The following is a 22,526-nucleotide window of genomic DNA, read 5'->3' on the forward strand; positions in this document are numbered from 1 at the left end:
TACGGGCCTGGAGGGATTCGAACCCCCGACCTCATGGTCCGTAGCCACGCACTCTATCCACTAAGCTACAGGCCCCCGTTATCTTTAGTGCTGGATTAAGCTTAATTAAATAGCTTTTCTTCCGCACTAATAATAAATAATAGCACACTTGAACAAAATGACAAGAGATTTTTTTAAATTCGAGCAAAGTTTAACTCATCTGGACGAAGAGGGGGAAGCTCGAATGGTTGATGTATCTGCTAAAGTGCCTACTGTGCGGCAAGCTGAGGCTGGTGGACAAGTAAGGATGTCAAGAGAAACATTTGAGGTTATTCAAGCTGGTAATGCGCCAAAAGGTGATGTTTTGGGAACTGCTAAGTTGGCTGGTATTATGGCGGCCAAGCAAACTGCCCAACTTATTCCTTTATGTCATCCTTTGCCCTTACAAAAAATAGATGTTCGGTTAATTGCCGATCCACAACTCCCTGGATATCAAATTCGGGCCATGGTGAAAACTAAGGCGGAAACTGGAGTGGAGATGGAAGCTTTGACGGCGGTTTCTATAGCTGCTTTGACTTTGTACGATATGGCGAAGGGTTTGGAAAAGTCTATTTGTATTGAGTTGATTCGTCTGTTGAGTAAGAGTGGGGGTAAGTCTGGGGACTATAGCGCTACGCGCAAATCAGAAGTCAGTAGGGGCGAATGGCATTCGCCCGTACAGAAGTCAGAAGTAATCCCTGACTAACTTTGAACATTTATAAATGTCCGCGCCCTATTTGCGTAGTGCTGTATCAATTAAGTTAAAAGTTAGTGCTTGATATATTCTCCGTCAACCACGAAGATTCTCCTGAAAATAGGAGTCAGTGGTTTACGTTCCACAAGGCTACGCCAACATTAAGTCCACTTAAATTAAACACCTTGCGATATTGCTCTCCAGAGTGTGTTTACCAAATAATCTCCAGATTGATTGTTAGATTCCTTATTATAATATTTTTAATAATTGTGAATAAAAGAGTTATCAAGTATTATGCCTCCTCGTTGGCCTCGTAAACCTGACCGTAATGACCCAGAGTTCCGCAAGTTGGACGACCGAATGAATTTTGCTATTCATGTGGCTATTTTTGCAGCCAGTAATTCTGGAATATGGTTTTTCCGTAATCTCACAGCAGCATCTTGGCCTTGGGCTATCTGGGTAACAGGTGTTTGGATATTATTATTGTTAGTTCACGGGATTTATATTTTCGCACTGGCAGATTATTCATCTACTACTGAGGATTCTGTGTAAAAGAATTTTAGTGATTCTGTGGGTAAAAAAATTAGGTTTTATTGTTCTTATGAGTAATGGTAGTACAACACAAATAATTGAAGGTTTAGCAGCAGAAATTGGGGATAAGGTTTACATTGATATTGTTGGTTGGCATCTCTATTTATCTGATGCGAAGCTACATACTACTTTGGCAGAAAAGTTTTATCCTATTCTGACAGAGGAAGTACCTTCGGAAGGTCAAGTTGTGGAAATATTACAAGGAATTCCTGTTAAGTTAGGTGGTGGTAGAAAGGAGCTTCCTCTGATTGATTTGTTGCCGATGCAGTGTCAGACTGAGTTGATAGAAGTTTTAGCAGATTTTAGACAACAAATTTAATTTGAAAAAATACTTTAGTCTATAGAAATAAGAATAACTAGGTTGTCTATTCAAGCTTACTGCCATAGACAACCTAATTTTTTTATCGACCTAAATAAATATTGATATTTGTAGGGCGAAAGCAACAAATTTAATATAAAAATTGGCGAATTTAAGGAAAAATCTGGCTTTGTCTAAGTTTTAAGCTTTTGATTAGTCAAATAAAGTAATGGCTATTGTCATATTATGAAATGGTACAACAAATCAATGTAAGCATTCAGCTATTAGCTATCAACTATTGATGAGAGAAGGAAGTAAAAGTAATTGATAAATAGAGGGAGAATTAAAATTTATTTACTGCCAAAGTAAGCTCTTTTAGCATTAAAAGGAATTATTTATTATTTGCTTATAGCTGCTAAAAGCTGTTTGCGAAGTATTCCGCAGGAAATGCTTACGAATCAATTGGTAAAACTATCGATAAATCTCAGGAAAATCTCAGCATTAATTAGAATAATACTAAGTAAAAAATTATAGTATATCTTTAGTTCTGTTAATTAAGTTGAAATTAGTATATATAACTAACTATGACAAAAAAATAGGGTCAATAGCCTTTCCTTGAAAGTGGATAAAAAAAGTAAACTTTAGTATTTCAAGCCTCTAACTTTAACCGGAGGTACTGATAACTGATAACTGATAATTGATAACTGAAATGACTACCTCGAATATAACTAAAAAAAAGTTCAAAAGCCGTATAAATACTCTGAATTTTGGTCAACGCAATTTAACAAAATTATTGCTGATAGGATTAGTCACACTATTAACAATTATTTTTCTTGCTTGGTTAGCAGAAATAGATCAAATAGACAGATTTTTTGCTCAAATTCATTACTTTCAAGAAAATCCGCCAATGTGGGTAGAAGCACCAACAAAAAAGAGTCAATATTTACTATTACCGACAATATTACTATTTTTAATAGCTCAAGGGATTATGAGAATTTCTCCTACTCCCAAAAATTGGTCGCGCATTTTGGTAGTAGGGATTTTATTAGGTTTAACTATTCGTTATTTATCTTGGCGATCGCTCTCTACTTTAAACTTAGTCGATCCGGTAAATGGTGTATTTAGTCTAGGTTTATTTGGTCTAGAATTTGTGACAATAAGTAGTAGTATCCTGGGTTTATTTTTGATGCTAAGAGTCAAAAATCGTCACAAGGAAGCAGACTATTTTTCTCAGGCAATTTTAGACAAAAGTTTTCAGCCATCAGTGGATATTTTAATTCCTACTTATGATGAACCAGAGTTTATTTTGGAACGTACTATTATTGGGTGTCAAGCTCTAGATTATGCCAACAAAAAAGTTTATTTACTAGATGATACTAATCGACCGGGGGTGAAAAAATTAGCAGCAAAATTAGGTTGTGAATATATCACTAGATTTGATAATACTCATGCTAAGGCTGGAAATCTCAATCATGCCATTGCTCAAACAAACAGTGAATTTATTGTTGTTTTTGATGCTGATTTTATTCCTACAAAAAACTTTTTAACTCGGACTTTAGGATTTTTCCAAAATGAACAAGTTGCTCTAGTACAAACTCCTCAAACATTTTATAATATCGACCCCATTTCTAGAAATTTAGGTTTAGAAAATATCTTAACTCCAGAAGAAGAAATATTTTACCGACAAATTCAACCAATAAAAGATGGTGCAGATGGAGTTTTGTGTGCAGGAACTTCTTTTTTAGTTATGCGCAAAGCTTTAGAGTCAGTAGGAGGGTTTGTGACAGAATCAATTTGTGAAGATTGTTTTACAGGAGTTCTTTTATCATCTAAAGGCTATAGATCGGTTTATTTAGAAGAAAAATTAAGCGCTGGTTTAGCTGCTGAAAATATTTCCTGTTATGCTACTCAAAGATTAAGATGGGCAAGAGGAACTTTTCAAGGATTTTTTATTAATTCAAATCCTCTTACAATTCCTGGATTACGTCCTATCCAAAGATTGGCATATTTAGAAACATTTTTACATTGGTTTACTAATGCTAGTCATATCGGTTTTTTGTTCATGCCATTAGCTTATGTTTTTTTTGATGTGATTCCCATTAAAGCTTCTGCTGCTGAATACTTATATTTTTTTGTGCCTTATTATTTTGTAAATTTAACTGTATTTTCTTGGCTAAATTATCATTCCCAGTCATTATTTTTGTCATGTTTTAATCATGTGCTTTTAGCTTTTCCCAAAGCAATAACAATAATTCAAACTTTACTCAATCCATTCTCAAAAGGATTTAAGGTTACACCAAAAGGAACTAGAAGCGATCGCTACTATTTTAACTGGAAGTTGGCTTTGCCTTTAGTTATATTTTTAGGGCTTAATATCATAAGTTTATGCTTGGGTTTATCTCAATATATGAGTCATAGTTGGGAAGTGATGGAAAAAACAAAATATTTTAATTTGGGGTTATTTTGGAGTGGGTATAATATATTGATGACTTGGGTGGCATTATTAGCATTAATTGATGTACCGAAGCAAGACATATATGAATGGTTTAATCTGCGAAGGGTGGTTAAATTAGAAATTAATGACCAGATATTATGGGGTATTACTACACAAATATCGGAAGTAGGTGCAAAGATAGAAGTTAATCAGAAAATTCCTTTTAATTTAGTAGGAGAGACTTTGCCAGTAAAGTTGAAAATTATTGAAGAAAAAATTTGTTTAGCAGGAAAAATTACTAATCTACAGATGAATGGAGAATTTCCTTGTATGGAGGTAATATTTGAAAAGGTAAATTTATCTGAGAAGCGACAATTAATAGAATTATTATTCTGTCGTCCCGGACAATGGCAACGACGAGAAGCACCAAGTGAATTAAAATCTTTATGGTTATTATTACAAGTATTGTTAAAACCAAGATTTATTTTTGAAAGAAAACCAAAAGAGAAAGCGATGGAAGTTGGTCAGATTTAAGTGTGCTTAAAAAAGTTTTAAATTGCCTTCTTCTCCATAAAATTCTACTACTCTAAATTTTCCATCAGCAATTCCCAGTAATAAAACAACTCTAGTTTCAACTAATAAATAATCTGCTAGTTTTTCACAACTTATTGGCAGTTGTTTAATATTTGAGAAAAATATCAATTGCACCAGGAGGTCTTCCATAGTCAATATATTCAATAGAATTTAATTCCTCAAAAATTACATCACATCTCCAACCCAGAAAATTTTACTACTCCAAATTTTCCAGCAGCAATTCCCAGTAATAAAACAACTCCAGTTTCAACTAATAAATAATCTGCCAGTTTCTCACAACTTACCCAGAAAATTTGACTATTCAAATAGAATTTCTATAGTTGAGGGGTCGCTTTTTTGACCAGACTAATATCTGAGCGAATATTTTCAATGGAATTTATATAAAACAACCTCAAATATCCGTCTCTAAATTTTCCATCAGCAATTCCCAGTAATAAAACAACTCCAGTTTCAACTAATAAATAATCTGCCAGTTTTTCACAACTTATTGGCAGTTATTTAATATGTAGGAAAAATCATCAAAGCACCAAAGAGTTTTCCACAATTAATATCTTCTATATTGACAACTGATAACTGAAATGACTTTCAATCACTTAACTAAATTTTTCAACAGCTATTTTCATCCGACTAATACCTTCTCGAATATTCCCAATGGAATTTACATAAAACAACCTCAAATATCCATCTCTAAATTTTCCATCAGCAATTTCCAGTAATTAAACAACTCCAGCTTCAGCTAATAAATAATCAGTCAGTTTTTCACAACTTATTGGCAGTTATTTAATATGTAGTAAAAATCATCAAAGCACCAAAGAGTTTTCCACAATTAATATCTTCTATATTGACAACTGATAACTGATAACTGATAACTGATAACTGAAATGATCTTCAACCACTTAACTAAATTTTTCAACAGCCATTTTTATCCGACTAATACCTTCTCGAATATTCTCAATGGAATTAGCATAAGACAACCTGAAATATCCATCTCCAAAATTTCCATAAGCAGTTCCCCACAATAAAACAACTCCACCTTCAGCTAATAAATAATCTGCCAGTTTTTCACAACTTATCGGTAGTTATTTAATATTTAGGAAAAATCAGCAATTAGTATCTTCTATATTGACAACTGATAACTGATAACTGAAATGACCTTCAACCACTTAACTAAATTTTTCAACAGCCATTTTTATCCGACTAATATCTGAAGGAATATTTTCCATGAAATTTATATCAGACAACCTCAAATATCCGTCTCTAAATTTTCCATAAGCAGTCCCCGGCAACAAAACAACTCCAGCTTCGATCCATAAATAATTTGCCAGTTTCTGACAATCTATTGGCAGTTATTTAATATTTGGGAAAAATCATCAGAACACCAAATAATTTTCCACAGTTAATACCTTATATACTTACCTTCAACCACTTAACTAAATTTTTCAACCGCCATTTTTATTCGACCAATATCTGAGAAAATATTTTCCATGGAATTTACATCAGATAACCTCAAATATCCGTCTCTAAATTTTCCAGAAGTAGCCCAGAAACAAAACAACTCCAGATTCAAGTAATAAATAATTTGCCAGTTTATCACAACCTATCAGCAGTTGTTTAATATTTAGGAAAAATCATCAAAGCACCAAAGAGTTTTCCACAATTAGTATCTTCTATATTGACAACTGATAACTGATAACTGATAACTGAAATGACCTTCAACCGCTTAACTAAATTTTTCAACCGCCATTTTCATCCGACTAATACCTTCTCGAATATTCTCAATGGAATTAGCATAAGACAACCTCAAATATCCATCACCAAATTTTCCATAAGCAGTTCCCGGCAACAAAGCAACTCCAGCTTCAGATAATAAATAATCAGCCAGTTTTTCACAACTTATCGACAGTTGCTTCACATTGGGGAAAGCATAAAAAGCACCTGCGGGTTTTCCACAATTAATTCCTCCAATAGAATTTAAACCTTCGACAATAACATCGCGTCGTTCCTTAAATTCTGCAAACATTTCCTTGACAAACTCCTGAGAATTTTTAATTGCTTCAATGCCAGCTATTTGAGTAAATGAACAAGCACAGGAATTAGAATTTAACATCAACTGGTCTAACTTTTCAGCTATTGCTTTAGGAGAAACAGAATAACCTAGACGCCACCCAGTCATAGCATAAGTTTTTGAATGCCCATCTAATAAAATTGTGCGTTCTTTCATACCAGGAAAACTGATAATACTGGAAAAATTTGAGTCATAGACTAAATGGGAGTAAATTTCATCAGAAAGGATGTAAAAATTATGTTGAATTGCCAGTTTAGCTATAGCTTCCAAATACTCAGAAGTTAATACACTTCCAGTTGGGTTATGGGGAGAATTGAGAATTAATAATTTTGTCCGTTCAGAAATAGAATTAATCAAATTATCCAGACTAAATTGAAAGTCTAATTCCTCCAACAAAGGTAATGGAATTGGTTTGCCTCCCACCAAATTAATCACTGATTCATAAACAGGAAATCCAGGGTTAGGATAAATCACTTCATCCCCAGAATTTATTAATGCTAAAAGAGTAAAAAATATGACTGGTTTGGCCCCTGGCATTACTACAACTTCATCAGGATTAACTAATATATTGCGAGTTTGAGAAATATGTTCTGCTATTACTTCCCTTAACTCCAATAAACCTGCTGCGGGAGTATAAGTTGTATAACCATTATTCATGGCTTGAAAAGCAACTTCGCGAATATTTTGAGGAGTCTGAAAATCAGGTTGACCAATTTCTAAATGAATAATATTTCGACCTTGAGATTCTAAATATTTTGCCTTAGTAAAAACCTCAATAGCAGCATCGCCACCTAAACCATTCATTCTAGTTGCAAAGTTCATAATTAATATAGATGATATTTTATGGATAATTTTACTATAGTAATCACCGAATCAAATGTGAGAATTTTAGTATTCTCTAAAAGTATAGAAAATAGCCGCTTAAGGATTAATGTATATTAGTTTTTTCTTTGTTATCTGTTCCCTATACCCTATTCTCTACCCCCTAAAAGTCTATAATATCTCACAACTCAAATAATTTTACTATAGTAATTAGTTACTTAACTACAATATAAGTTATAAAATTAGTTATATAGCAATCACCGAATGATTTATGAGATATTGTAAGATATTTAACATGAATCAAAATTCTTTTATCTTCCGAAGGACGTGACTCTCAATTAACCCTAATTAACTAATTACTAAAAAATTAGGCGATCGCTACTTCATGAGAGTTTTTTCGTAAGCATTCAGCCATCAGCTATCAGCTATCAGCTATTAATTCATTGCCTTGAGAGCAGGAATTAGTATTAAAAAATGCAAGGAGAATTATAAAGTATTGGAAAGAAACTGACCTTAACATTAGCAGTGTATATACATTATCTATGAAACAGCTAAAAGCTGACCGCTAATAGCTGAATGCTTACGTTTTTTCATCAAGGCAGTTGAGCCAGAAAAATATATCCTTATGCTAAGTAGATTGATTGAATTTTTGGTTAAATAGGAATTAAGATTAAAAAAGCTGAAAACTTCTGAGTAACTGCTTTATAGCTTCATTTTCAGATTATTCATTTTAATTTGTATTTATAGCTACCTGCTTAATTTGTGATTATGATTTAAAGTTTTTAGTAGTTTAGGGTAAGTATCTTAGTTAAAAAAGGAATATTTAGTTATGCCTAAAACTAGTTTTAGTGTGGGAGAGCATGAATTAGAGTTAATTTGTGAATCGAGTGGTAAAGAATATATCATTTACGATAATCAAATAATTTCTGAACAACAAAATTCGCTAACTTTATCTTCTATTCATAATTTTGAAGTTAGTGAAAGTGCCGAAGTAGCTAACTATAGTGTCAGTTTTAAAAGTACTATTTCAGGTTTAATAAAATACAATGTGAAAAAGTACTATTTCAGGTTTAATAAAATACAATGTGAACCGGAATAATATACAAATAAAAAAGGGTGTAATGAGTTCAATAACACTGGGTTTGCTGAGAATATTTTTTTTCTGCATAGGTTTAGTTTTTATAGGTAATGTAGGGTTATTTATAATAGTAAGAAATTATATAGAATATGGAAGATCAACATATAGTGTCAATGAGTTAATCGGTTTCTATATCGGACTAGGAATTGAGCTAATTTTTGGATTTTTCTTTCTGATATTTGCTTTTTGGTTAAAGAGAATTCTCTTGAAACTACCAAAAATGATAACTACAGTATTATGGATACGAATAGGAATGATGTTAGTTACCGAATAATTAATAATTAATAATTAAATAATTAAATAATTATGGTTAAAAGCCTCCCCTTTCAAGTGGAAAAAAATAAATTTTTCCTTTTAGTCAATCCTCTCCCTAAAAGGGAGAGGTAATTATCAATTATCCATTATCAATTATCCATTAATGAAAACGCCTTTTTTATTCTGGAATTCTATACAAGAACAGACTTTTTCGCCTTGGTTAATATTGAGAATTTTATTTATTTGGCTGTATTGGTTTCTGTTAGAAAATTGTAAAGCTATGTCTCAAGAACTTAAATTACAACCATAGTTGCACAGTAAAAAATTAATCTAGCTAGTATAGCAAATACTTTTTTTTATCAAAATCTTGAATGCTATAGCAATCCTAAATAGGTTGTAAAATCTTATCGTAGTTTGGTCTTCAAACCCAAGCCAAAATGGGATTGATATGATCAAACTCCCGACAGTTTTTTTCAGGAATCATTTCATATTACTACAAAACGGAAAATTTAATTTTTTTCTGTTACTGTAAAGATCAAATTATTTTAAATATTTAACTATGATTGCTTCTCCCCAAAATTTTAATATCACACCCGAAGAATATCTTCAAATGGAAGATAAAAGCCAAATTAAACATGAATATATTGATGGAGAAATTTATGCAATGGCTGGAGCTAGTGATGCTCATGTTACAATATCTCTTAATTTAGCAGCATTGCTCCGTAGTCACGTTAGAGGTCGTGGTTGTCGAGTTTATATTTCTGACATGAAAGCTAGAATTGAAACTAAGAATAAGAATAAATTCTATTATCCTGATGTGATGGTAACTTGTGACAAACGAGACCAAGAAACTACTAATTATAAAAGTTTTCCTTGTTTAATTGTAGAGGTTCTTTCTGATTCTACAGAAGCTTTTGATAGAGGAGATAAATTTGCTGATTATCAAACTTTAGAAAGTCTACAAGAGTACGTTTTAATTAATCCAAAATCTCAGAGAGTAGAATGTTTTCGGCGTGGGGAAGATGGTTTGTGGATATTGGAATTTTACACGGCAGAAAAATCTGTATTTCAACTGAAAAGTGTTGAATTTGAAGGCAGTTTAGCCGACCTTTATGAAGATGTCTCTTTTGAATTAGAATCGGAAATTTAGCCATAAATAATCCAGAGGCTAATTAACTTAATTAACTACTCAAAAAATTAGGCGATCGCTACTAAATTCAAAGCATTAAAATTTCTTGATCAATATAACTGAGAAAGAAAAAATACATCTCTAATCTCGTTCTTGATTTTTTGCTTGTGATTGAAAATGTTGAGCATCTTAGTAAAAAAAAAGGAAGTTTTAGGCATAACTAAAACTCGCTTTAGTGTTGATGTTTCTTGAGAATCACAGAAAGTTTATTTCTATATTTTATAAAGGCGAGCGTAACTCAGGGCAAAATTTTTCAGGGTACTGAATGTCGTGAGCGATCGCGGACTTTCTCTGTCGGATTAAATATATTTTTCTACTTCTATTTATTGACCGAATAATTAATAATTAATAATTAGGGTTTGCTGAAAAAGTCTTATGGGTCAGGGTAGGAGATAGGAGACAGGAGATAACCCACCCCTCGCCCCTCCCCCTCCCAGGAGGGGAGGGGAAGACAGGAGTCAGGGGAATTATAGAGGAGGTAGGAGGAAGAATAATCAAGGGATTATTCTGCGCAACTATGCGCCTAAAATGCTAATTTTTTGAACCATTACGACCATTAAGCTTGGACTTTTTCTCACTAAAAAATGCGCTCAACCTTTATATGTGAATGCTTTTAGATTTAATCAGGTTAAAACGCGGACCAAATAAAGGTGAAAAAAAGAAATAATATTTCCTTATATTCAATTCCGTTACGGTTTTAACCAGAGGTAATTATCCATTATCCATTAATGAATAATCTTCTAGGGTAATTCCTAAAATAGATTCATCCCAATAATCTTTAAATTTAGAGTCAGACATTTTTTTTGTATATAGATCATTGAAACGTTGATTTTGTTCATCTGTAAAATAATTACGCCAGTCTCCTACTATTCCTTTTCTTAAATGTGGAGCTTCATTTTGATTAATTATCATCCAATTACAATTAGCTTTATCATTTTTTTTCATCTCATCTAATCTACTGCCAATTGCTACTTTATCTATAACTTCTTCTGAAACTTTAATTTCCAAAAAAACTGCTAATTGACGCAAATAAGTTTTGATATTTTTATGCAATTCTTCGTATGTAAGGTATAAGACTTGTTGACGAGATGATAAAAATTTTTCCCAATGCAAGTGAAAATCAAACCAACTTCCATAATGAACTTGACCTGATAAATATAATTCAAAAAACTCATCCCAATTTCCCTGATAAGATATACTCTTTTTTGCTCTCAAATGATGGTACATAGAAATAGCAACATCTTTAGGATTTCTAAGTAGAAATATGTATTTTGTATTTGGCATTCCTGTGGGTATTAAATGAGGCCAGCCATGAAAAGTTAAAATTCGAGGGGATGGGAGAGATTCAAAATATTCGTAAGAATGTTCTCTAGCAGGATCTAGACATGGAGGTAAACAAAGTTCTAGCCAGGGAAAAGCCTCCATCATAGTTAAATTAGGTTGATTGCCGTCATGAGTTAAAAGTAACAAAATCTGCTTTAGCCAAGTATTGCCAGATTTTATGTAAGAAACAAAAAAAATATCTTCATTTCTGGTTTTGAAGCGAGTCAGCATAGTATTTACTTTTTCTTCAGTAACAAATTGAGGATATACTATGCCATCTACCATGCAATACCAAGAAGAATCTTGAGTTTTCATTTGAACGACCTGAATAAGTGAATTTTTTGATAGTAAAAAAAATGCTTAATTTTATAGCTTTAAGATGAATAAAAAACAAATGTTAGCCCTTGGTTTACATCGACTTGCAGTAGCTATGGTAGCTAGAGGTTTATCTCCTCTATTACCAGTATATGCAATATATTTAGGTGCTAATTCCCAATTAGTAGGTTACTATATGTCTTTTTTGCAAATTGTTTTAATTAGTGGGAATTTTTTGGGTGGTTGGTTAGGAGATAAACTCGGAAATAAAAAAATTTTGCTTATTGTTAGTACGGTAGCTAGTATTCCAGCTCTCTGGTTGATGGGTCAAGTCAATAATATTTGGCAACTTACTACGTTGACAGCTATTGTTTGGTGTTTTTATCTCGGTATTGGCATTAATCTTAATCTTACTCTAGTCGGTTTATTGAGCCTACCAGAGGAAAGAGGAAAAGTATTTGGCATATTTTCTGTTATAGCAGCTTTGGCTGGATTATTAGCAGGTTTAACATTTGGTCCTATTGCCGATCTATGGGGTTATTCGACTATGTTTAAATTTGTCTGTTTATTTTCCTGCTTTTTTGCTTTATCGGAATTATTTTTGGAGGATAAACCTCTCTCTAATATTCCCTTACCAGAAACAATAACTAAACAGTCAACAAAAAAATGGTCGAAAGAATTTTTATTGATGCTAATAGCAACTTTAATAATGGGGTTGGTTTCTTTTGGGGGTAATTTAGGTATTTCTTTGGCAATGAACCAGCAAGGTTTTCTGTTGAGACATATCTCTTTTGTGATGGGTTTCAGTGCTAGTATTTCTTTTTTCTTCTCCCCTCTCAGTGGTTGGATGAGCGATAAATTTGGTCACAAACCAATATTAATTTCATGTTATTTAATAGGTGCATTGGGTATTTTCTCTCTTGCAAGTGCGGTATCTCTATGGCAATTTTATTTAGCTGCTTGTGGAATATCTTTCTTGTCTTATGTTGCTTTAGGTCCTAGTTTTGCTCTAATAACAGATTTAGTTGCTCCAGATTTTTTGGGAAGAGGTATTTCTTTGTTTAGGACTGCATTCCGAGTCGGAGGAATTCTTGGCTTTATTTTAACTGGTAGTCTGATTGAAAAAATGGGAATAAGTTTAATATTTGTTTTGGAAGGATTAATTTTAATTGTTGCAATTGGTTTGTTAATTCCTCATTTTCCTGAGCGGGGGAGTAGGGGAGTGTAGGGATGTTGCATAACAAAAAGGGGAACGTCCGTACAGGAGAAGTAAACATAATAAAAATTAACCCGTTCCTAGTTAATAATTATCAAAAAGTTTAAAAAGATTGTGTTAGTTACTTAATAATTGAAGTGTCACCTAAGCATAGCATTCTTTTCATTAATGGATAATGGATAATGGATAATTACCTTTCCCTAAAAGGAAGAGGATTGACTAAAAGGAAAAGATTTATTTTTTTCCCCTTGAAAGGGGAGGCTTTAAACCTAAATTATCTAATTATTTAATTGTTTAATTATTAATTATTTCGGTAAGCATTCAGCAGTCAGCTAGCCTCTTACCTCCTGCGGAGGAGCTGCGCTTTTCATGTCGCGTAGCGAAACATAGGAGCTGCGCTTTTTCGTATAGGGAATGCTCCGCAAAAATGTCGCGTAGCAAAACAGCTATCAGCTTTTAGTTATTAACTCCCAGGGAAGGAGGAAGTAGTCTTTCCAGTAGAATTAAAAGTTATGGATGAAATTGTTAAACTAACTAATTTTAGTAACTTATTATATTCATCCATCTGAATGCTAAATGCTAATAGCTGAATGCTTACGCATTATTTTTTCACACTTGGTATTAGTTGATAGGAGAAAGCATAGTTGAAATATTTAAAGTTTATCCAAATAAAATCCATGAAAATATTCTCTATTCCACGAATAATTAAATTTTTCATCTTAATAATATTTGTACTAATTATGATTATTATTTTTTCTTCGAGAGCAGCTTTTAAGGAAATAGATATTCAACCTAAACTGCCGGAGTTGAGATCAGCTAATACCTTACAACCTGAACGTAGTGAAAGTATATTAAATCTACCTGTAAGAATTCCTTTGACTAATATTCAAAAAGCATTAAATTTGAATATTTCCCAGACATTTTCTGGCACAGAGGCTGACCCTACAGATTTGCTTTCTAATGATACTCTTACCTACGAAATTAATCGCAAAGATTTGAGTATTGGGACTCAAAATAATCTGATAACTTTTTCAGTACCAATATCAGGAACTGCAAGAATAAAAGGTAAAGTTAATTTAGGTTTTACGAAAATTCCAGTTAGTGCGCGGACAAATATTGCAGGTACAATTTTTGGCGATCTTTCTTTAGGAATAGATAATGAATGGAATATTCAACCGAATCTAAATGTATCGACTAATTTAACTAAAGCAGATGTACCAATAAAAAATGTTGGCACGATTAGTATTCGTAGTATTCTGAAAAAACAGGTGGATAAGGCTATTAATAAAGAGAAGCCTAAATTAATTGCAGAACTTGTTGAAAAGTTAAACTTAAAGACAGAAGTAACAAAACAATGGAATAATTTGCATTTGTCAGAAAGGGTAAATCAAGACCCTTCAATTTGGATTAAAACTGAACCACAAAGTGTTAGTTTTAAAGAGTTTGATTTGAGTGATGGTGAAAATGTTCAGTCTGGAATTGCTATTAAGATGTTTGTGGATACTTGTATATGTAAAGAAGCTCCTGTTGTTAATTTTAAGCCGTTGCCTAATCTTATTATTCAAGACCGGATAATAGATAAGTTTTTAATAAGTTTGCCTGTGCAAGTTTCTGTTGATGAATTGAATAATACTCTTGAATCTGAGGTTAGGGGTAAGTCTTTGTCTGTTGATGAAAATTTGAAGGTTATTGTTAATGAAATTAATTTATCGCCATTGGGTGAAAAAATTCTTGTTAAGGTTGATTTTAAGACTGATAAAGGCAGTTTGCTTCAGGGAGCAAAAGGAATATTATATCTTTGGGGTAAGATTTTTTATGATCAAGAGTCTAATAATCTGAAAGTGGTTGAACTGGATTATGATGTTGATACAAAAAATGCTTTATTATCAACAGCAGATTCGCTTTTGAAACCTGTTTTGCTTCAGCAAATTGAAGAACGTCTTTCTTTTCCTTTAGACAAAGAATTGAATCGAGCTAAAGATGAAGCTAATAAATATATTCAGCAGATAAAGTTGCCTCCTGAAATTGATGCAAATATTGAAGTTAAAAAAATTGAAGTTGAAAAGGTTGTTGTGACAAATAATGATATTTTTCTTGTTTTATTAGCAGATGGAAATATGGCTGCTATTTTAAATTTAGGGAGTAGGGAGTAGAGAGTAGGAAAGAAAAAATAGTGTATCTCATTAATATGAGATACACTATAAAAGTAAAAAAATCTATATTAGTTCTTTTGGCAAAATTAATAAATTAATAGCTTATTGCTGAGAGTTGACTGCTGAATGTTTACCTAAACTTTTATCTCTATCTACCCTCTCTTATCTTCTCTAAAATTCTATTTTCCTTAACTATCTCTTCTACTTTCGAGGTCAAATCACTTATATTTGTTCTTTTGATGAGATATCCTGTATCAATGAATCCTATGATGTAAGATAAAACTCCTCTAGCTGGCCGAAAAGAATAATTAATTATTTTTGTTGTCGTTTCAGTTCTTCCTCTAAGCAAACTATCAGATACATCCATTTGATAATAGATATACCCTCCATAGTTTCTTCTTAGACCTTTCATTTTTTCCTCTTTTTTCCATTCTACTTGGAGTAATATGTGCAATTGATTCTTCAAAACTCCAATTTTGGCATCATGTGTCCAAACCTTATTATGATCGGTTCTCTTTAAATCAACTCCCTCAAAGTATTCTGAGTATTCTGGATAGAGTGTTACATATTGGTTAATATTGATTTCTTTAGTGGGAAAAGCACTAAATAAAATGCTTTCTAATAACATTATAGATATCAAACTTACTAATGCTATTTTACTCCAATCAATATCCAGTTTCTGCAATAAATAGTTGAAAATTATTGGAGTAATTAATATAAAAAATGCTGTACTAATGGTTTTATATTGTTTAATTGCTACTACACCTGGTTGAAAATAGTTAACTATTAAAGCTGTAATAAAATTAGTTAAAATTCCAGCAATTATCCCTAAAGTAATGTTTTCTAAAATTTTACCAAGTTCTGTGTTCATATCTACTTTTGATTTGATATTTAACTATTGACATCATAACAAATCCTAAATTCTAGGAGTCGGTATTTAGGAAGAGAAATAGTTATGTGATTTTATTTAATTTCTTTGGTGATTTTTGGTTGAGTTGTTGATTTTTCTGGATGGGATAGTAAGTTAAATTTGAACAGGGGTGTCGGGAGTAGAGTTGAACACTGACTCACTACTCCCTGCTTCTTATGACGGCTGATACATAGAAGTTACTTGACAAAAAAAGTTTTATATGGTATAAATTATATAATGGAAAAGGTGCGCTCATATATACTCGTTCTAGGCCACTGCAAAATATTGTGTTGAGGATATTTTGGTATCTTTCTTAGTTCCTCTTGAATGAAAAAGGATAGTTTAAGGTTTTTCTGTCTTCTGGTTCTCAACCTTTTCTACTATTGCGTATAGAGAAATAGTGATTTCATTCTCTGAAGCACTCCATTTCAGAGATGAGTTGTGAAATTTCCGACTATTGCGTATAGGGAAATAGTAGCTTCAGGGAATAAAAAATTCCCACTCAGGGAGTAGTTGTGAAATTTCTGACTATTGCGGATATAGAAATAGTAATTTCATTTTATGAAGCACTCCATTTCAGAGGTGAGTTGTGAAATTTCCGACTATTGCGTATAGGGAAATAGTAGTTTCATTCTCTGAAGCACTCAATCTCAGAGGTGAGTTGTGAATTTTTGACTGTTGCCTATGGGGAAGTAGTAATTTCATTCTCTGAAGCACTCAGTCTCAGAGGTAAGTTGTAAATTTCTGACTATTGCCTATGGGGAAGTAGAAGCTTCAGGAAATGAAAAATTCCGACTCAGAGAGTAGTTGTGAAATTTCTGACTATTGCGTATAGAGAAATAGTAGTTTCATTCTCTGAAGCACTCAATCTCAGAAGTGAGTTGTGAATTTTTGACTGTTGCCTATGGGGAAGTAGTAATTTCATTCTCTGAAGCACTCAGTCTCAGAGGTAAGTTGTAAATTTCTGACTATTGTCTATAGGGAAGTAGAAGCTTCAGGAAATGAAAAATTCCGACTCAGAGAGTAGTTGTAAATTTCTGACTATTGCGGGTAGAGAAATAGTAACTTCATTTTATAGAGAACTCCGACTGTGAGATGAGTTGTGAAATTTCTGACTATTGCGTATAGGGAAATAGTAATTTCATTCCCTTAAGCACTCAGGAGATGAGTTGCGAAATTTCTGACTATTGTCTATAGGGAAATAGTAATTTCATTTTGTTGAGCACTCCGGAGGTGCGTGGTAAATTTTTGACTATTGCGTATAGAGAAATAGTAATTTCATTTTCTCAAGGAAAGGTTTCTGTCAGAAAGACTTAGTTAAAAATACCTTTAACTTTTAACTTTTGACTTATGGGTAATAGTTGAACTGACGATCGCTTTATTAGTCGAGAAAAAAAGATAAAAGCTAGGAGGATATCAAGTCAAATTCCCAATTTCTGTCTAATTCGAGTAACAAAAATATCTACTTCTGGCAAATTCATTTTCATTACTATCAAACCAAAGATACCTAACCCCGAAAAACTTGCTAAACCAAGTTCCAATAACTGTACAAAAAATCCCTCAGTTCCCAACACCAACTGACTACCCCAAAGCACACTCCAACAAATTAAACCTGTCGCTAAAGTTCCAGTAATTAAACCAGCAAAAAGTATCAACCATTTTCCCCAAGGTAAACCACCGAGTTTCCTATCTAATAACCAGAGAAAAATTACCATTGAAATTAAATTTACTCCCACAGTTGCCAATACTAAACCAGGAGCGCCAAAAGCATTAATTAACAAATAATCTAACAGCACATTCAGAAAAATATTAAAGACACTAACCTTAAAAGGAGTTTCTCCATCTCCCAAAGCATAAAAAACCCTAACTAAAACATCCCTTCCTAAATAAAAAAACATTCCTACTGCATAAGCCATCAATACAGAAGCGACAAATTTTGAAGCTGATAAATCAAAAGCATAACGCTCATAAACTACCCTAACAATAGGCAAAGCTAATGTCACCATAATTGCACTCAAAGGCAACATTGTAATTCCTGTTAATACCAAAGCTTGGCGAATTCTATATTTTAAATCTTGCCAATTTTCCGGTGCAGCTAATCGAGAAAATATTGGTAAAAATGGAACTAAAATAACATTAGAAATAATTCCCAAAGGTGTTTGTACTAATAAACCAGAATAAGCTAATGAAGCAGCAGCTTGGGGAATATAAGAAGCAAAAAATAAGTCTGTATAAACATTAATATGTAACATTCCAGAAGATAAGGTTGCGGGTATCATTACTTTGGTAATTTCCTGTACTCCTGGGTGTCGAAAATTAAATCTTAAACGTAATTTTCCTAAACCTGCTCGCCACAATGCGGGAACTTGAATTAACCATTGTAATATTGCTCCGATGAGGGTACCCCAGGCTAAAATTAAACCTCCTCTCATGGCATTTTCTGGTTGAATAATTTTTTCCCCTAATTGTAGGGCTAAGATAAAAATTCCTCCTATTAAAGCTACGCTAGAAAATAGTGGGCTAATGGAAGGTAGCCAATATATATCTGCAGCATTAAGGGCGCCAAAACCAATACCTATTAATCCTGCTAATAAAGCCATTGGAGCCATAATTTGAAATTGTTGAATGGCGATCGCTCGAATTTCTAGACCTGTTGTTGTTTGGCTTAAACCTGGTGCTACTAAGTCAATTAAAGGATCGGCAAAAAAAATTAGACCTACTGTGACTAATAGTAGGACTCCACCGACTAAGGTTGTGATGGTTTCTATTAGTGGTGCTGCTTCTGAGTTATCCCGTTTTGCTAAGACGCTTACTATGGCACTATGAAATGGTCCGTTTATTCCTCCTAATAGGACTAATAGGAAACCCGGGATGACGTAAGCGTAGTTATAGGCGTCCACTGCGGCACCTACTCCAAAGGCGGCGGCGATCGCTTGTTGACGTACTAGGCCAAATATTTTACTTATTAATGTGGCTACTGCTACGATACCTGCTATTCCTGCTAGGGAACGAGAAGATTTTTGTGATTCTGATTTAGACACGACTACAATATAGTAATGTTGCTTAAATTAAGTTTAATCACGATTCGGTATTAATTGATAGGAAACCGGAGATATCTATTGTGTATAAAGTAAATTTTCAGACATAGACTAGCTAGAAGTTCCAGAGGAATTAAAATTATTAGGATTAGCAAACATTTTTTTAGTTTCTACTACCTAGACTTCTAGTGAAGTTAACTTTTACTACGAGAAATGCAGAGCTGTAATGTATCACTTTTCTTGATTTTAATTGGGAAGCTAGTTAGTCAAAAGTAAATTTCGGCTATTAGAAAAAAACTCTGATTTTTGACAGTGATTTTAGCTATTTTTTATCAAGTAATAATTAAGCTATTCCTATTTTTAAATCTGTCAAAATAATCTACAATATCTTGCGATTGTTTCTGAATATCTTCTATTTCTGATTTAGTAATTTCAGAAAATGGTATACTAAATAATTATTTATACATAAATATACCTGTTTCATAACTAAGACCAGTTAAATTTGGGTGTGCTCCTAGTATTAATTTCATTAAAGTAGTCCCGCTTCTAGGAGCACCAAACACAAATATATGTCTTTGATGAGATTTTGATTTAGGAAAATGTCAGATAACATTTTTAGGTAGGCGAGAAGGATTTTTGAGTAATGTACTGATTGTTTCTGTGGCAGTCATAAAAAGATTCATATTTTTCAATTTTTTTTACAAACAATAATATGCTAGATTTTTCATATCTATACATATTGACGAAATCATAATTATCGACTTAATTATCAAAATACAATATTAGGATATTACTATATTATGAGATATGATAAATTCTTCAGGAATATTTATTAATATAGTTGTTTAACTTAAAAATGAGACGTTTTTTCGTCTGAAACTCTCTTATACCAAGAAAGCTTTGTCTCAATCTAAAGTTAAATGACTATAACCTGTTTTTTTATTCCCATAGTAACCTGATTGACAATTTATAATCAATTTTTTCGTAAGCATTCAGCCGTCAGCTATCAGCGCTTCCCTGCGGGATGCTACGCAAATAGGTATTGCTTTTAGTTTACGATCAAAGCTTTATTAATTGTCTTACTACAAAAGTTGGCTCCCTTGCCCTTAAAGTCTATATTAATTTAAAAACTATCCTTAAGGAGAGACTCTTGTTGCGCTTGAGCTGACAGCTAATAGCTGAATGTTTAAATTTTTTCCCGATTAAAATTCAGGTAATTTATCACTAAATCATTATGAATAATTCTCAAATTTTTTCTTACAATTACCCACCACTTGAATCTGGTATTTTGATTAAACGTTATAAAAGGTTTCTGGCAGATATAGAGTTAAAGTCTGGGGAAATTATTACTGCTCACTGTGCAAATACAGGTCCGATGAAAGGAGTTTGTGCTTCTGGTAGTCCTGTGATGGTTTCTCATAGTAATAATCCTAAACGGAAGTTGGCTTATACTTGGGAATTAATTCAAGTAATGGATAATGAACCGACTTGGGTGGGAATTAATACGGCTTTACCTAATCGAATTATTAAGTTAGCTTTGGCAGAATATTTATTTCCTGAATTGGGAGATTATTGTGAAGTTAAACCAGAAGTTGTTTATGGAAAAGATAAAAAAAGTAGGGTAGATTTTAAGTTAATTAGCGATAGTCAAAATATTTATCTTGAGGTAAAAAATACGACTTGGGCAAATCAAAGACTTGCTTTATTTCCAGACACTGTTACAGAAAGAGGGCAAAAGCATTTGCGAGAATTAATTGAAGTAGTAAAAGAAGGGGAAAGGGCGGTATGTTTATTTTTTATAAATCGTGGTGATTGTTATCAGTTTTCCCCGGGAGATATTGCTGACCCTGATTATGGTGAAATATTGAGAGAAGCTGTTAAAGAAGGGGTAGAAATTTTGCCCTGTAGATTTGAAGTTACTCCTCAAGAAATTCGCTATTTAGGTATGGCGGAATTTATTAATTAGGGTGTTTTATATTGATTAATTAATTTATCTTTGATTTTGCTGGTTTAGTATCCCACCGTCATTTCAATTATCAGTTATCAGTTGTCAACGGGGTTGTTTAAAATTCTGTGGGGTTTGTAGACACGAAGTGCCGTGTAGAATACTATCCATAAGCAATTTTCCCTTCTGCCTTCTTCCCTCTTCAATTATGAACCAAAACATTTCAATACTGATTAAAACCTGTAATCATCTAGGCTATGAACATGAAATTCTACATGAATCTGAAAATTTATAAGTAATTAACAATTTTTCTTAGTATTTACTACTCCCCTACTCCCCTACTCCCTCACTCCCCTGCTCAAGTCTATCTTTCAGAAAAAAAATTTTTATTGATCGACCAAACAAATGTTAATTTCACCAAAAAAACTTACTATTTTAATCACAATACTTTTACTTACACTTGCCAGTGGATGTTCTCTACTGTTAAAACCTTCTCCTAAAGTTCATATAACTCTAGGAAATCCAAGTAATGCCATATCTTCTATCGAAAATACGGATAATTATTTAATAGAAAAACCTCAATATGTATTGTCATATAACCGAGATAAAGGAACAGCTAATTGGGTAAGTTGGCAACTGAATAAATCTTGGCTAGGAAATGTAGAAAGACAGGATGATTTTCGCCCTGATAATAGTTTACCTGAAGACTGGTATCAGGTCAGACCTAGTGATTATCGAAATAGTGGTTATGACCGAGGACATTTAATTCCTTCCGCAGACCGTACCGCTAATGAAAAAGATAATTCAGCCACATTTTTAATGACAAATATAATTCCTCAGAGTCCAGATAATAATCGTGTAACTTGGCGGGGATTAGAACAATATTCCCGCGAACTTGTACAACAAGGAAATGAACTTTATATTATTGCTGGAGGATACAGAAAAAAAGCAACTCTTGCCGGAGGTAAAGTAACTATTCCTAATAGTACATGGAAAATTATAGTAGTAGTAAAACCTGGTTCTGGAGTGAGAGGAGTTAATAAAAATACCAGAGTTATTGCAGTAGATATGCCTAATTTCAATGGGATTAGAAGTGACTGGAAAGCTTACCGAGTTTCAGTCGATAAAATTGAAGCAGCTACTGGTTATGATTTTCTTTCAAAAATTCCTAAAGAAATTCAAGATGTAATTGAAAGCAGAGTTGATAACCAATAGATAAGTTAAAATTAATAGGTTCAAAATTTACTTTAATAAGCTAGTAGGTTGTAGGTTGTAAATTAAAAATTTTGGTAGTCCTAAATATCTCAGGATATTGATTAGTAAATCCTTTTGATGTTCAGGAGGTAATCTGTAAAGTTATTACTTGTTTACCACTACTATTACTTGTTTACCACTACCAAAAATTTCGAGTATATATATAGTTTCCAGATAAGTTGTTAAACTAGATAAGATAAAAGAAAATAGGCAAAAGTAGTAAAAATATTTCCCTGTCTATTGAGCATTATTAGTCTACGTTTTAACCAACTCT

General features: G+C 32.7%; 19 protein-coding genes and 1 tRNA gene. 11 read left to right on the forward strand and 9 right to left on the reverse strand.

All coding sequences use genetic code 11. The features are described from left to right. Positions 1 to 2 precede the first annotated feature (2 nt). Positions 3 to 75, reverse strand: a tRNA-Arg gene (locus F6K15_RS00725). Positions 76 to 157: 82 nt separating this feature from the next. Between F6K15_RS00725 and moaC the strand changes: the two genes are divergently transcribed. The 4 genes from moaC to F6K15_RS00745 all read left to right on the forward strand — a co-directional run bounded on the left by moaC (position 158) and on the right by F6K15_RS00745 (position 4,569). Further along, the gene (moaC, locus tag F6K15_RS00730; protein ID WP_293055842.1) at positions 158 to 724 is read left to right on the forward strand and encodes a cyclic pyranopterin monophosphate synthase MoaC; all 567 of its coding nucleotides are present in this window, start codon (positions 158 to 160) and stop codon (positions 722 to 724) included. A 282-nt stretch (positions 725 to 1,006) separates the two neighbouring features. Beyond that, positions 1,007 to 1,264: a 2TM domain-containing protein gene (locus F6K15_RS00735; RefSeq protein ID WP_293055845.1), complete on the forward strand. Its 258-nt coding sequence runs from the start codon at positions 1,007 to 1,009 to the stop codon at positions 1,262 to 1,264. Between the two features lie 49 nt (positions 1,265 to 1,313). Next, positions 1,314 to 1,622: a DUF3181 family protein gene (locus F6K15_RS00740; protein ID WP_293055847.1), complete on the forward strand. Its 309-nt coding sequence runs from the start codon at positions 1,314 to 1,316 to the stop codon at positions 1,620 to 1,622. Between the two features lie 688 nt (positions 1,623 to 2,310). Next, positions 2,311 to 4,569, forward strand: coding sequence for a glycosyltransferase (locus tag F6K15_RS00745; protein ID WP_293055849.1), 2,259 nt, complete (start codon positions 2,311 to 2,313; stop codon positions 4,567 to 4,569). 6 nt (positions 4,570 to 4,575) lie between these two features. Here F6K15_RS00745 and F6K15_RS00750 read toward each other — a convergent pair whose 3' ends face one another. The 4 genes from F6K15_RS00750 to F6K15_RS00765 all read right to left on the reverse strand — a co-directional run bounded on the left by F6K15_RS00750 (position 4,576) and on the right by F6K15_RS00765 (position 7,516). Next, complete coding sequence (locus tag F6K15_RS00750) at positions 4,576 to 4,758, reverse strand: hypothetical protein (protein ID WP_293055851.1); 183 nt, start codon at positions 4,756 to 4,758, stop codon at positions 4,576 to 4,578. 41 nt (positions 4,759 to 4,799) lie between these two features. Continuing rightward, positions 4,800 to 4,934, reverse strand: a complete 135-nt coding sequence (locus F6K15_RS00755) for a hypothetical protein (RefSeq protein WP_293055854.1) — start codon at positions 4,932 to 4,934, stop codon at positions 4,800 to 4,802. Positions 4,935 to 5,525: 591 nt separating this feature from the next. After that, positions 5,526 to 5,648, reverse strand: coding sequence for a hypothetical protein (locus F6K15_RS00760; RefSeq protein ID WP_293055856.1), 123 nt, complete (start codon positions 5,646 to 5,648; stop codon positions 5,526 to 5,528). Positions 5,649 to 6,349: 701 nt separating this feature from the next. After that, positions 6,350 to 7,516 carry a pyridoxal phosphate-dependent aminotransferase gene (locus F6K15_RS00765; RefSeq protein ID WP_293055859.1) on the reverse strand — a complete coding sequence of 389 codons (1,167 nt, stop codon included), beginning with the start codon at positions 7,514 to 7,516 and terminating at the stop codon, positions 6,350 to 6,352. A gap of 829 nt (positions 7,517 to 8,345) precedes the next feature. Between F6K15_RS00765 and F6K15_RS00770 the strand changes: the two genes are divergently transcribed. From F6K15_RS00770 to F6K15_RS00780, 3 genes are all read left to right on the forward strand, one after another. Then, positions 8,346 to 8,615: a hypothetical protein gene (locus F6K15_RS00770; RefSeq protein WP_293055862.1), complete on the forward strand. Its 270-nt coding sequence runs from the start codon at positions 8,346 to 8,348 to the stop codon at positions 8,613 to 8,615. A 457-nt stretch (positions 8,616 to 9,072) separates the two neighbouring features. Beyond that, entirely contained in the window at positions 9,073 to 9,219 is a 147-nt protein-coding gene (locus F6K15_RS00775; RefSeq protein ID WP_293055865.1) for a hypothetical protein, read from the forward strand. A 249-nt stretch (positions 9,220 to 9,468) separates the two neighbouring features. Further along, complete coding sequence (locus F6K15_RS00780; RefSeq protein WP_293055868.1) at positions 9,469 to 10,059, forward strand: Uma2 family endonuclease; 591 nt, start codon at positions 9,469 to 9,471, stop codon at positions 10,057 to 10,059. A gap of 750 nt (positions 10,060 to 10,809) precedes the next feature. Here F6K15_RS00780 and F6K15_RS00785 read toward each other — a convergent pair. Next, positions 10,810 to 11,736, reverse strand: a complete 927-nt coding sequence (locus F6K15_RS00785; protein WP_293055871.1) for a sulfotransferase domain-containing protein — start codon at positions 11,734 to 11,736, stop codon at positions 10,810 to 10,812. A gap of 64 nt (positions 11,737 to 11,800) precedes the next feature. Between F6K15_RS00785 and F6K15_RS00790 the strand changes: the two genes are divergently transcribed. Beyond that, positions 11,801 to 12,964: an MFS transporter gene (locus F6K15_RS00790; protein ID WP_293055874.1), complete on the forward strand. Its 1,164-nt coding sequence runs from the start codon at positions 11,801 to 11,803 to the stop codon at positions 12,962 to 12,964. Positions 12,965 to 13,692: 728 nt separating this feature from the next. Next, the gene (locus tag F6K15_RS00795) at positions 13,693 to 15,105 is read left to right on the forward strand and encodes a DUF4403 family protein (protein WP_293055877.1); all 1,413 of its coding nucleotides are present in this window, start codon (positions 13,693 to 13,695) and stop codon (positions 15,103 to 15,105) included. Positions 15,106 to 15,253: 148 nt separating this feature from the next. On the opposite strand, the gene F6K15_RS00800 is transcribed toward F6K15_RS00795, so the two are convergent. From F6K15_RS00800 to F6K15_RS38010, 3 genes are all read right to left on the reverse strand, one after another. Then, complete coding sequence (locus F6K15_RS00800) at positions 15,254 to 15,976, reverse strand: hypothetical protein (RefSeq protein ID WP_293055880.1); 723 nt, start codon at positions 15,974 to 15,976, stop codon at positions 15,254 to 15,256. Positions 15,977 to 17,436: 1,460 nt separating this feature from the next. Then, positions 17,437 to 19,056 (reverse strand): murein biosynthesis integral membrane protein MurJ, encoded by a 1,620-nt coding sequence (gene murJ / locus F6K15_RS00805; protein WP_293055883.1) that lies wholly within the window; start codon positions 19,054 to 19,056, stop codon positions 17,437 to 17,439. A 452-nt stretch (positions 19,057 to 19,508) separates the two neighbouring features. Then, the gene (locus F6K15_RS38010) at positions 19,509 to 19,616 is read right to left on the reverse strand and encodes a sulfotransferase (protein WP_363267036.1); all 108 of its coding nucleotides are present in this window, start codon (positions 19,614 to 19,616) and stop codon (positions 19,509 to 19,511) included. A 671-nt stretch (positions 19,617 to 20,287) separates the two neighbouring features. On the opposite strand from F6K15_RS38010, the gene sfsA reads away from it, so the two are divergent. Further along, entirely contained in the window at positions 20,288 to 21,019 is a 732-nt protein-coding gene (gene sfsA, locus F6K15_RS00810; RefSeq protein WP_293055886.1) for a DNA/RNA nuclease SfsA, read from the forward strand. Positions 21,020 to 21,403: 384 nt separating this feature from the next. Further along, on the forward strand, positions 21,404 to 22,213 hold the full coding sequence (locus F6K15_RS00815; RefSeq protein ID WP_293055889.1) for a DNA/RNA non-specific endonuclease: 810 nt from the start codon (positions 21,404 to 21,406) through the stop codon (positions 22,211 to 22,213). Positions 22,214 to 22,526: the final 313 nt, after the last annotated feature.

This window comes from Okeania sp. SIO2B3, from assembly GCF_010672525.1.
Taxonomy (GTDB): Bacteria; Cyanobacteriota; Cyanobacteriia; order Cyanobacteriales; family Microcoleaceae; genus Okeania.

Bases quoted from the DNA above. Each gene is read 5' to 3' on its own strand.
- F6K15_RS00800 (WP_293055880.1), bottom strand. From the start codon at position 15,976: ATGAACACAGAACTTGGTAAAATTTTAGAAAACATTACTTTAGGGATA.
- F6K15_RS00815 (WP_293055889.1), top strand. From the start codon at position 21,404: ATGTTAATTTCACCAAAAAAACTTACTATTTTAATCACAATACTTTTA.
- F6K15_RS00740 (WP_293055847.1), top strand. From the start codon at position 1,314: ATGAGTAATGGTAGTACAACACAAATAATTGAAGGTTTAGCAGCAGAA.
- F6K15_RS00745 (WP_293055849.1), top strand. From the start codon at position 2,311: ATGACTACCTCGAATATAACTAAAAAAAAGTTCAAAAGCCGTATAAAT.
- F6K15_RS00785 (WP_293055871.1), bottom strand. From the start codon at position 11,736: ATGAAAACTCAAGATTCTTCTTGGTATTGCATGGTAGATGGCATAGTA.
- F6K15_RS00780 (WP_293055868.1), top strand. From the start codon at position 9,469: ATGATTGCTTCTCCCCAAAATTTTAATATCACACCCGAAGAATATCTT.
- F6K15_RS00775 (WP_293055865.1), top strand. From the start codon at position 9,073: ATGAAAACGCCTTTTTTATTCTGGAATTCTATACAAGAACAGACTTTT.
- F6K15_RS00750 (WP_293055851.1), bottom strand. From the start codon at position 4,758: ATGGAAGACCTCCTGGTGCAATTGATATTTTTCTCAAATATTAAACAA.
- F6K15_RS00795 (WP_293055877.1), top strand. From the start codon at position 13,693: ATGATTATTATTTTTTCTTCGAGAGCAGCTTTTAAGGAAATAGATATT.
- F6K15_RS00770 (WP_293055862.1), top strand. From the start codon at position 8,346: ATGCCTAAAACTAGTTTTAGTGTGGGAGAGCATGAATTAGAGTTAATT.
- F6K15_RS00735 (WP_293055845.1), top strand. From the start codon at position 1,007: ATGCCTCCTCGTTGGCCTCGTAAACCTGACCGTAATGACCCAGAGTTC.
- sfsA (WP_293055886.1), top strand. From the start codon at position 20,288: ATGAATAATTCTCAAATTTTTTCTTACAATTACCCACCACTTGAATCT.
- moaC (WP_293055842.1), top strand. From the start codon at position 158: ATGACAAGAGATTTTTTTAAATTCGAGCAAAGTTTAACTCATCTGGAC.
- F6K15_RS00765 (WP_293055859.1), bottom strand. From the start codon at position 7,516: ATGAACTTTGCAACTAGAATGAATGGTTTAGGTGGCGATGCTGCTATT.
- F6K15_RS00790 (WP_293055874.1), top strand. From the start codon at position 11,801: ATGAATAAAAAACAAATGTTAGCCCTTGGTTTACATCGACTTGCAGTA.